Origin of the sequence: Nocardia alni, from assembly GCF_019038435.1 — a bacterium.
Classification (GTDB): Bacteria; Actinomycetota; Actinomycetes; order Mycobacteriales; family Mycobacteriaceae; genus Nocardia; species Nocardia alni.
Map to the genome: position 1 here is coordinate 1 of NZ_JAGPOX010000212.1, position 12437 is coordinate 12437.

At 67.1% G+C, this 12437-nt stretch carries 1 pseudogene; it reads right to left on the minus strand.

The annotated features are described in order from the left end of the window. Positions 1-12437: pseudogene (locus JZ791_RS41270) on the minus strand (hypothetical protein); the annotation flags it as partial.

Here is a 12437-nt window from a genome sequence, read left to right on the forward strand (position 1 = left end):
GGGGTGGGGGTGCTGCCGTCGGAGATCGAGGGGGCGGCATCCCGGTGTGTGGCGGTGCGTGGATCCGGTACGGCGAACGCCGTTTCGAGGCGTGGGTCGCCGAAGGCCTGGTCCAGATGGCCGATGAGGCCAGCCGGTTCCGTCGGGCGTTGCGGTTGGATGAGCGCGGGCTGTTGCTGGTCTTCGGCGCCGTGCACCGATGCGTGGTCGGAGCGAGCGGCGAACACGGCGGTGCCGACAGCGGAGCGGGACACGACGGAGTCGGACACGTCGTCGCTGAGTTGCGCCGACGGGTCGGAGGTCTCGGACAGTTCCGGCGACCCGGCCCGCTCGGGCGATGCGGATCGGCGGGGGACGCGGACGACGGTGATCGCCGGGTCCGCGAGGAGTTGATTCAGGGTCGCCGACACCGGATTGTTGGCCGCGTCGTGCATTCGACCGTCCGATGAGCTGTCGGGCGGCACCCAGACGTACCGTGCGCCGTCGTTGTCGCCCAGCACCACGACCGGATGGTCGCCCGTGGCGGACTTGGCGAACGCGCTCGGGCTGTACTCGTCGGCATCCTCGCCGCCGAGCACGCCGGTGAACTCGTTCCAGTCTCTGGCGGGCGGGTGTGTGCCCTGCTGCGTGCTGATCGGTGGCCGGGGCGTCAACTCCGGGGCGTGATCCTCGGCCGGTATGGCCAGGTGGAAGTGGCTCCCGTACTGCAGGATCGTGGCGTCGGGCTGGGCCGTGGCACCCGGGCCGATGATGACTCCGGCGGTATCCGCGTACTCCCGGATGACCAGGCGCAGCACGAGCCTGTGGCGGTTGAGGATCGGCCTGACGCTGGCCTCGGGGACCAGATGGCTGATCGCGTTTCTCCAGACCCATCGGTTCCGTATCTGCCCGGCCTGCCGGAGGAACTCGGCCCGGAGCCTGCCCTTGCGCCGTGCGGTGAGAAGGGCGCGCCGTTCCCCGGGGTCGAGAAATCCTCTGGTGCCGATGACGGCTTCGAATTGCTCGATGTAGTCGTCGATATTGTTGATGAGCTCGTCGGCGATGTCGTTGCGTATGACGCGGATCCGGTCGTTCATGTCGGCCGGTGTCGCGGGCGGGTTGTCCCAGTTGATGATGCGTTCGAGGGCGTACATGTAGCAATCCCCGTCGGGGTACATGGACTCCCACGCATGCCCTTCCGGTGCGCGCATCCGACCCACGACAGCCGCTCGCGGGCCTTGTGCTCGCAGCGCGGGCGACACCCGCGCACGTTCGCCTTCTCGCACCACAGCGGTTGCGGGCTCGGCCGACCGCGAGTGTTCGGCGCTGGTGCTCGCGAGGTCTTCGGTGTGCGGTGTCTCCTCGAGCGGATTCTCTGCCTCTTTGAGGCGCTGCTGCCAGTCTTGCAGCCTGTCGCCGGCGGACTCTTTCGCCATGCCCGCAAATTGTTTTTGCAACTCCTCGATCTGGGTGGGGGTGAGTTCTTGCTGCGGCTGTTCGGACAGTGGCGCGTGTTCGACGGTGCCGGTGGACGGGGGAGGCTTGACGATGGCCTGTGCCGTGGCAATGGCCTGTGCCTCGAGCGATGTGTCGCCGAGTTCCTTGGGTGTGGAGGCCCGGGTGGCGATCGGTTCGCCTTCGGCCGGCGGCTTGTGCGCGACGATGCCGGTGGGGGATTTGTCCGAGGCGTCGTCGCTTGCCAGGCCGGTTGTCGATATCCGAAGTGGCTCGTCGGGCGGCTTCTCGGCCTCCCCGAGGTTTCCTCGCCAATTCTCCAGCGTCTGCAGTCTGTCGTCGGCGGACTCCTGTTCCGCACTCGTGAGCAGTTCGTTCCACTGCTTGCGTTGGTCGTCGGTGAGTTCCTGTGCCCGGTCCGGCTGTTCGCCCAGGTCCGTGGGCTGACCTTGTTCCGAGGGGGCGCCGGTACCGATCACCGGTTCCTCGTCGGTGTGAGCCTGTTCGGACCGAGTCGTCGTACTGGCGCTGGTGACCGGTTTCTTGGCCGGGGGTGTGCCAGGCGGTGGTTCGGGCAGGTCGTATGTGGGCAGATCCGCTTCGGAGGAGACGACGGACTCCAGGGGCTCCGGAGCCGATTCCGAGGAGCGGATGGATTGGGCGGACCAGTCGTCCGAGGCGCCGTCGGCCCGTTCGGGGGGCACGGGCGCGTCGAAGTCGGGGGCTACGAAGCCGGTTTCGGTGGTGCGGAACACGACGTCGCCGGAGACCCAGACGGTGCCCTTGGGGCCGGTGATCTTGATGAGGCCGACCGCGCGGATGCGATGCCCCACGGCGCCCTGGCCCTGGGGGTTCAGCGCGGGGGTACCCCATCGCAGCAGGTTGCGCGCGACACTGAGGATATCGGTGGTCTTGCCTTGACCGGCGACCTGACCCAGCAGGGGGATGGTCCAGACGCCGCGGTTGTCGCCATCGGCGGTGTAGGGCGAGTTGAGCCCGAAGTTCGGGTTGATGTTGCGAGTGTTGTCGGAGTGGCTCTGGGTGCCGCGGTTCGCGAATTGGAAGCGGTCGATGGCGGTGGTGTTACTGGTTTCCTCCACGCGGGGTGAGAACAGGGTGATCTGGACGGACGTTTCGGTGACCCGGTGACCGGAGGGGTGGCTTTGCGGGGTGGGCAGGGTGCTCTTGTCGATGCTGTCGAGGTTCAGGAACGGGGCGGTGCCCGCGGGTCCCAGGACGGTGTCTTTGTTGTTCTCGGTGAGTGTGGCCAGGCGGACGAACATGCCCTCGGCCGTGCGGGTCTGGTCGTTGGCGTCCAGCGAGGGATCCACGGCCAGCAGCGCCTTGCCGAACTCCGCCATCCCGTCGAAGTTGTAGATCGCGATCGGCCTGGTGGGCTGCCAGGTCGGCCCGTCGAGCAGGTTGTGTGCGTGTTCCTTCGCGTCTTTCCGGTATCGCGCCAGGGCTTGCTCGTATTCGTGCTCGGCGTGCTCCTGCGGCGTTGCCATGTCGATGGCGACACTGCCCTCGGGGAGACTGTGTGTGGAGGAGCCGTCCGTGGAAGCCGGGCGTGAGACGGTCGGGTCGGCTTCGTAGGTGAACGGCGTGGAGTGCGAGGGCTTGGGCTCGGATGCCGCCTCGGCGATCGCCGCGGCGATCGCGTCGGCACTGGTGGTCTCGGTGCCGGTGGTGGGCACAGGCGCCTCGTCGGTATCGGCGCTGTGGAAACGCAAGTAGGACGTGGCGTCGAGGGTGCCCTGGTCGGAGTGGGCGACCGGTGTCGGTATGTCCGCGGGATCCAGTTCCGACAGGACGTTCGTGTACCGTCCTGCCTTCAGGAGCAGCCGTCCGACCACAGACAAGCCGCTGCCGATCTTTTCCACCAGATATGACGACAGCGCCGCGCTCCAGGGCCGCCAACTGACCGTGACCACGTACTGGGTGCGGAGTTTGAATTCGACGCCGTCGTTACTGCGTTCCCAGGCCCGGTCGTCATTGGTCGCGGTGATGGTATTGCTGTGGTTGCCCTGTCGCTGGATGCCGACCGCGAACGCCGGACGTTCGCCATTGACCTGTCCGGTGGGGGTGAAGGTCAGCTGATGTGCGCTGGATCGCGTGGTGGTGATGCTGGTGGCGCCGGGCTCGAGCAGGGCGTTGCCGTCGGCGCGGGAGTGGCCGTACACGTTGTCCAGCGCGGCGGTGGCGGGGACCAGTTTGCCGCGCACCGTGTCGAGGTCCTCGTCGGGGTGCGGACGGACGCTGAAGCCGATCTCGACCAAGCGGGGAAAACCCCAGATCGAGCGGTCGATGAAGTGGATCGGGAGCTTGCCCGCGGAGCCGGCGTTGGGCAGGGTGCGGGTGCCGAAACTGGTGGTCTGCTGGTTGATACGTTCCAGCAGGCCGGGGTGGTGGTTCGACGAGCCCTCCTTGGTGGCGCCGGGAGATGCCTTCTCCACCAGATCGATCGTGGCATTCTGCAGGGCGCTGCGGCCTTTGTCGAAATCGGACTCGGTCATCACGGCGAAACCGAGCACGTTGTTCTCGTCGAGGGGTATCTCTTCGGCTCTCGTGCCGGCTTTCGTGTCGTCGGTCTTGTTGTCGGTTGTTTTGTTGTCGGGCGTTTTCCCGGCTGTATCCTTGCTGGTTTTCTTGCCGATGAATACGTCGGCCAGTTTGCGATTCGCGGGCTTTTCCTTGGCCATTTCGACGTCGACGCCGCGCTTCTGGTATGCCTGCTCGACCAGGTTCTTCAGGTCGGGGTTGGCGTGCAGGTCGTTGTCCGTCAGGAAGATCTCGACCGCTTCCGGCGCGGTGATCACCCGGGAGCGGCTGTGGTGCGGGCCGCGCAGTGCCAGGCCGCTCGCGAGGTTGCGGGTACCGGCCTTGACCGTGACGATGTAGCGGGCGCGCAACCGGATCCGGTGGGTGGTGCCACCGTAGTCGGAGGTCACGCGCAGGGTATCGGTCGCGTCGGCGGCGGTGACCTGCTTGGCGTTGGACCAGTTGTGCGCGTAGCTGCCGGTCGGGTTCCAGTTCGGGTCGGTGGTGCTGCCGTAGCGGCCGGCCACGCTGCCGGCGAACTGGTGACTGTTCTGATCGGTCGTGGATTTCGAGGAGGAATTGGCCGATTCGAGCCAGTGCTCGGTGTCGATCGGCACCGGGTCCAGGACCTCCGCCTGGTCCAGGATGCCCTTGATCGTGACGCCGTAATCGGCGCCCGCGACACCGCCGGGGGTTTCGACGCTGAACTCGTAGGAGTCGCGGAAGATCAGCGGCGCCAGCGCACTCATGTGGTGCGGCGACAGGGCGGTCTGCACGACGGCATGGCCCATCGACGCCGGATGCGAGGTCCGCTCACCGAAACCGGTACGCCACACCCATTTTCCGACGCCGGCGGCCTTGTCCAGGATCCAGCGCCCCCACGTCCGCGACTCGGCGGCGGCCTCGCCCCGCGGGGCCGCCGCGGGATCGTCGCCGTCCTCTACGGCAGAGGTGTTCTGCGCGGGGTCCGACTCGACGAGGAGATCCGAGGCGGCAGTGTCCTGCTGCGCCGCGAGATCCGTGGCGGAAACCAGCTCCGGGTGGTCGGGCGGGGCGATTTCCCGCCCATGCCCCTCGGGATCGAACGGGACGATCGTGGGGGACGTCGGCTCTTCCGTGCCGAGGGGGGTGTCGTGCGGCTGGGGTGTCGTCGGCTGGGACGCCGGTTCCTGCTCGTCGGGACTCGCATCGTCCGGACCAAGCGATTCCGCCTGAACCGCCCCGGTCGACGGCGGGGCCGAGCGGCCTTTCGACCACTCGGGTCTCCAGAACGAGAGTCTGTACTTGTCCTTACCCTTTCCGCCCGGCGACACATCCGTTTCCGCCGGTGTATCGGTTGCCGGCGATGTATCGGTGTGGTCATCCTCGTCCACCGGGAAGGCGCCCGGGATTTTGGGGAGTTCCGCGAGTTCGGAGCCGACCAGCTCGCTCTCGCGAATCAGTTCGTTCACGACCCGGATGAGTGTTTTGCTGGTGTTGTGGCGGGCGACGACCGCGGAGCGGGGGAGTTTGACGATCCCGTACTCGACTGAACGGCCCTTGGAGGGCAGCGCCAAGTCCCCTACGTCCGGGTGGTGGATGTCGTCCGGGTCGGCCAGGTCGCGGACGGTGGGCTCGGGTGGCAGTGGCGCCGGGGGCGGTGTGCCGTTCTTCGCCTCGGTGGTGAGGTAGGTCGGGACGGCCACATGCAGTTCGCCCTCCCGGTGGATCGGGGCCAGTCCGTCACCGTGGCTGTGGCTGATCTGCATCCAGTTGTCGGTGGGGATGGTGAACACCTGGATCCCGGGCTTGGCGGCCTTCGGACCCGGGCTGAAGGTGTAGTTCTCCTCGCCGAAGCCCGCGGCGAACGCGTCGGACTCGGTATGGCCGCGGGTATAGGTGTAGGACGGGTTGATGCTCGACAGCACCTGGCTGCCGTCCTTGTCGAACGGGTTGGTCACCGAGAAGGCCGCGCCGATGCTCTTCGCCCACGGTGTGCTGGAGGACGATTCACCGCCGGGCATGACCACGCCGGTGTAGTTCATCGTCTGGACCTTGTCCAGCACCCAGTCGTGGGTCACGCCCAGGTGTGGATCGGCCTCCCCCGCCACGGGGTCGTAGCGGCGTGCGGCGAGCAGCTTGATCGACACGCGTTCGGTTTCCCCGCCAACGGTGGGTTTTTCGAACGTGACCATGGTGCCGCCATGGATCTCCCCGTCGATGATTTCGCCCTGGACCATCTCGTCCGCGGTGGACAGCTTGCCCATCCGGCTGCGCAACTGATCGAGCGCGCGGACGTTGTTCAGCCGCGCGGTATCGGTGGCATCCTGGGTCACCTTGTCCAGCACGCCCGGCGCGGCGACGTCGGGCGGGAGGAACCCCCGATCGCGCAGGAACTGCTCGAGCGGGGTGAACATATCGTCCGGGATCTTCACCTGCAGCGGGGTGACGGTCAGCGGGATTTCCTTCAGATGCACCAGCCCTGCAGGCAGATACAGCTCTTCGCCCTCGCGGGGCTTGCGGCCCATGGCGCTCACGGGCGGGACCAGCATGTTGATCGGATAGTCTTTGCCACCGTCCAGCGCCGACCCCGGTCTGGGCTGGACCGGCCGGCCGTCGGGGCGGATGTAGGTGACACGCAGCCGCATCGTGGGGGTGGTGTGCAGCAGATCGTGGACCAGGCGCAGCGCACGCGAGGTGTAGGCCCGGATGCCATAGCTCAGCGACTGGGTGTTCTGATTCGACAACCCCGCTCTGATCGGGGTCAGCGTCCCCCCGACGGGTGCGTAGCCGGTCACCTTGTCCGAGGGGCCCTTGGCGAAACCCAGCGCGAGTGCGACGGAACCGGCGAGCGAGTTGGTGAACGTGCTGGTGTGTTGCGTGCGCACCGCCCGCAACACGTTGTACTCGAGCCGCGAGCCGTTCTTCATGGTGGCGCCGGTGAGCCGGTCCCCGCCCTGGAAATCGGGGACCTCGAACTTGAAGTACCCCCGCGCCTTACCGGAGTTCGTGTGCTGAGTCGGGGAACCCGCCGAACCACCGTGCTTCAGTGGGATGTTGCCGCGGAAGTTGCCTTCGCTGATGGCGTCGCGGAACTCTTCCACGGATGCCTCGGATATGCCTGCGATCTCGGTGCCGAAGCTGTCCATCAGATCGGCCATGATCTGATCGGGGTTCGGGATATCCAGCGGACCGTAGAGGGGGACCTGCTCCAGGGAGATCTGCGGCTCCGGCTTGTCCGATTCCGGCTTGTCCGATTTACTCGACTCGCCCTGGTCGTTCTGCTCGCTCTGGTCTTTCTGGTCGCCCGGTTTCTTCGAGTCGTCCTCGGCGCGGTGGAACGGCGTCGGAGTGGTCGCCGGATCTCCCTCGACGACCTTCGGCAGCTCCTGGATCTCGGCCATGTATTTCGGGAACCAGGCCCGCAACCGGTCCGGTTCGGGCGTGCTCGCGGGCGCGTGCTCGCTGCCGGACTCCGGTGTGCTCACGGGCGCCGGCGGCGGCGTATGCCCGCCGATGGGCTCCCAGTGGTTCGTCGGCACGGTGGGTGAGAGCACATCCCCGATACCGTCGTGGTTGACCCGCAGCTCCCACCGCATCTCGTAGTCGTACGGTAGCGACGCGCCCGTGCTGCGCTTCTTGATGATCGACTGCACCGTCTGGAAAATGTTCGTCGCGGTCGAGAGCTGGTTGTAGGTGATGGCGCCCTGCGGTGTCAGGCTCACCGACACCAGCTTGCCCTTGTCGACATCCCACTGGTGGGTGTACGCATACGACGCCGACCGCTGATCGTGCTGGGTGGCGGTCGCACTGGTCTCGGCGCCCCCGTAGGTCCACCGCTGCTGGCTGACCGCCATATCGTCGCCCACTCGCGCGATCGGATCGGGCGCCTGGCGTGGGTTGATCAAGTTGAGACGCAACGAGATCGGATACGCCCGCCCCCGGTACTTCACGTTCAACGCGAGGCCCGACCTGCTCAGCACACGGGCCCATTCCCTGGACCCCAAACGAGAGGTCAGCTGCTTCTCGACCGCGGCCTGGAATTTCCGGTCCACGCCCATGGTCCTGTGCAGCCTGGCGATGACCCGCTCACGAAGCCACTCGATCGTCCCCTCCGGGATCGGCTCGAGATGTATCAGGTCCTTGGTGCCATTGCGCTCGGTACCGAATTGCCGGACCGTAGGACTGAGACCCGGCGGCGGACCCGAGGACAGGGTGGATTTGCTCCCGGACCTCAGGTGTCCCTTCGACGAGTCATCCGCGCCGTCGCTGCTGTAGACGGCCTCCGCCTCGTCCGAGGGGTAGATGGCGGCATCCGACGGGTAGTCGTATTCTTCCTCGTCTCTTTGAGTCTCCAGGACGGGCTTCGAGCTCGCCTTGGATATGTCGGTTCGCTTGGAACCCGCCGACCGCCTGTCCTCGGTCAGCCTGGAGTCCGCGGAGAGCCTGGATGTCGTGGACCCGGCTCTGGGCCGCCCGCTCTTCGGGGACTTGCCCTTGGGAGACTTGCCCTTCGGGGATCCGGGCTTCGGGGCCTCGGCCTCGGCCTCGGAGAGCCTGGATGTCGTGGATCCCGCTCTCGGTCTTCTCGCGTCTCGTGCGGACCTTCGCACAGGCGTATCGGGGTCGAGTGCGGACGAGTCCACCGGTGTCTTCGGGCGATCTACTGGTGTCATCGGACGAGCCACCGGTATCTTCGGACGAGCCGAGAGGTCCTCGCTGGTCGGGTCGATCCACTGTGCCTCGGGGTATTCGCTCTCCGAGTCCGGGCCCCCGTATATGAATGTCGGGTCCTGGTAGGACTCGTCGGTGAGCGGGTTGTAGATGTAGGGCAGGCCCGATTCCCGGTCGAAATAGTACTGGTCCTGGTCGCCGAGTTCGTCGCGGTGGGCGCGGAAGTAGGCCTCGTCCCGTATCGGGGTGTCGTCCTGGTCGTCAGAGGTGACGACGATGCCGGGGATGCCAGGGATGTTCGGGGTTCGTTCGTCGTCGGTGTACTCCAGTTCGTCGTCGGCTTCATCGCCGCGGGCGGACCCCGCCGGGTAGACGTCATCGATGGCCGGGTCGTAGACGTAATCCTCGTTGCGAACGGGGTTGTGGAAGTAGACGGGCTCGTTCTCGGCGAGGTCCCGGAGACCGTCGATGAAATCGTCGTCCAGCCCGTGGTCCAGCTCCTCGCTCTCGTCATCGGTGTGCTGTTCGCTGGCGTATGGCCGGTCTGTCTCGGATGCCGTCCCGATGGGATCCGGTGACTCCAGAAGACTGAGGTGCGTGCCGGTATCGTCTGGCAGTCCCTCGTCTTCGCGGTCCGCCTGTTCGTCGCCGGCGTATTCACCCTCGACGTTCTCGCCCCGAATGACGGGGTCCTGGACGCCCCCTGGAGAGCGGCTGGTTCCGGCGGCGGGGAGAGCGGCCGGCAGGTCCGGTTCCTCGGTTTCGCTGTCCTGGGCGACGGTATCCGGGCTGGGAGAGCGCGACCCGTCCGAGGGAGGGGTGAAGATGATGTCGGGGATGTCTTGCTGGGGCTGTGGTGTTTGCGCGGTGGGGCTCGCACCGACCCTGGTCATTGCGGGCAACTGGCCCGGTGAGCGGGGGACGATCACCGCCGGTGCGCCGTCGGCAGCGAAGAGCACCGCGTACGTGCCCGCGAGATCGCGCGCCACCCGGGGCGGGAAGACGCGGGTGGCGGGGTCGGCCGAATCGTGCACCGCGACGACGTCGGCGCCCTCCTTACGCAGAAGGTACGCGTGCGCGCCGACGCCGTTGGCGTTCGCCGGACCCCGATAGACATCGACCACCAGAGCTACCGCGCCTGTACCGAGCGCATCGAACTCCGCGGCGATCTCGGAGTGATCGCCGAACTTCAGCAACGACGCACCCGCGTAGGTCTGGAGCGCGTCGGTCGGCATCCCCGTGACACCGGTCAGCTCCTCGGGCACCAGTGGGCGAGGTCTGCCGGTGAACGCGGACAACAGATCCAGCGACACGACGGCGCAGTTGGCCGCTGCGTAGGCGGCCAGCTGCGCCGTGTCGTAGCCGGGCGGATTCTCGAGTTCCGGTGTGTGGTGCTCGGATGTCTCGTCGACGGGTGCGTGCGATGCCCCGTAGTTCGGCGGTGTGTCGGTCGCGGCGTCGACCGCGCCGGCCATCGGCATCCGACCGGGCGCCAGCGACTGGTTCGCGGGGTCGAGGACCACCATATTGGTGATGCCGAGGTCGCGCACGATCCGATTCAGCGTCGTCCGGTCCGACTGCTCGGCCCGGCCGGTGTCGGGATCGTAGACGTGGAAGTTGTCCGAATCGCCGATGCGCCGCACCGCCAGCGCGCGGAAATTGCCGGGATCGAACATCCATACTCGCGCGTTGCTCGGCAGATTCCGAAGATCGGTGGACTTCGGGAGTCCCTGCCTGGCGCTCTCGCCCAGGCTCAGTTGCGCCCAGCGGATCCACTGGTCCGCGGTCTGCCCCTCGCTGCCGGCACGCAGACCGATGATCGTGTCGATCGCTTCCTGGCGTTGTGCGGGTGTGAGTTTCGTGTAGTCGAATCCGCGTTGCCCGGGGGATCCGTTGAGCAGCCAGTGCATGGCCAGCCAGCCGCCGAACCGGCCTACCACCTGACCGGCGACCGTTGCCGCACGGTGTTCGGGGCGGACCCACAGGTCCCATTTGTTCTCGTGACCACTGAGCTGCAGGGAGGGGTTGCGCATGGTCTGGGCCGGATACGAGGACTCGGTGCGCACATCCTGTCGGCGGCCGTCGACGATCGCCTTCGGTGTACCGGGCGCGATCGATTGGAACAGCCGCTGCATCCTGGAGGGCGAGGGTTCGTGCCGCCGATCGATCCGGGACACCGATGCCGGAAGTTCATCGATCGGCTGCGGCTGCGGGCGGTTCTGCGGCGGCGTCGAGGTCGAATCGTCGGCGGACGGGTTCGTGGCACTGGCCGGCGTTGTCGACGATCCGGCCCCATCCTGTCCGGGCTGCACCACCGGGAGCGGGGTGTCGGATCCGGAGGTGACGGCCGACGTCGAGGGGATCTGTGCGGACGTGGTGGGGCGCGTGACGGTGGGTGCCGATTCGCGGCCAGTACTGGCCTGGTGACTACCGTCGCCGGTGCTGATGCCGGTTCGGCCCCCTGTATCGGAGAGCGGACCCGGGCCCTGTTCCGGTCGGGAGGTGGAAGTCTCGGGTGGGGTGCCGAGGACGGAAGCGCTGGACGGGAGGTTTCGCTGCGGTCCGAACGCCGATGGGTGCGATCCGGGCGCCTGTCCGGTCGGCGTCGGTGCGAATATCGAGTCGGGCCGCTGTGGCGGGGGCGTGTGCACATCGGTGCCGCCGCTGCTGCCGTCGGTGGCCGGGCTCAGACGTGAGGTTGTCGATTCGCGCGACGGTGTCGGCGGCGGCGAGGTTCGGGGATTGTTCTCCGCGACGGCCGGGGTCTGGTGGTCGGCGAGTGCCTCGTCCGAGTCGTCGGAGGGTGTTTCGGTCGATCTGGGTGGGGGTATGGCGGGGCGTTCGGTGTGGTCGTCCAGCGGCGGTGCCTGGGAGTCGTATACGTCCTGGTTGGCGCGTCGTGCGTTGAGGGTTTGTTGCTCGACGGTGGCCTTCTGCATCGGGGTGGCCTCGGTGCGCAGGTCGTCCTCGGCCGCGGCGAACTCGTCGGTGGCCTGTTGCAGGCGTGTTGTGTTGTCCTGGTTGTCGTCGCGTTCGTGGGCCTCGGTGGCTTCGCGATGCTCGGTCGCGGCCTGCTGGTATTTGGTGACGAACGTCTTGACACGGGCGTTGGGTGCGGTGCTGCGGTAGTCCTCGGGGGAGATGAAGTGGATGGCGCTGCCGGGGGTGCCGCCGTCTTCGCGGCTGCCCTTCGGGTCGCCGCTGCGGGCGGCGCGGGTTTCGACCTGGTGGTTGACCCGGTCCGAGTAGGCCGGGCCGCCATCGATGCGGACTTGCAGCCCGTCGACGGCTTTGGCGTCGGTGACGGCCGACAGGTCGTCTCCGCGGTCGGCCATGGTCCGGGCGATGTTCTTGGCTTGTTTGGAGGGGCTGATATCGACCCCGCGACTGAGGACCTTGTTGCCGATGATGATCTTGCCCAAGCCGCCGCCGCCATCGAGGATCTTTTGCAGCTCGTCCTGGGCTTTTTCCTTGCTGCCGTGCGAATCCATCCAGGCGACGTCGATCTGGGCGAATTCGACCTTGACCCCGCGGGCGTCGGCTTCGGTGCGCAGCGCGGCCGCCAGTCGTTCGACGTCGGCGTTATCCATCGACACCGCCAGTTGCGGGGAGCCTTGCTGGACGAGTTTGCCCTCGGCGTCGGTGACGAACGCCCCGGGCAGCCATTCCCGTTCCCCGGTTTTCGGATTCGTCGCGTGCATCCCGTCGAACAGGACCTTGGCCATCTGCGCGTGTTTGTCTTCACGGGTGGCGAAGTGCTGGTCGAGCGGACGCCGCAGTTGCGAGTCGTAGAATCGGTCGACCTTGGA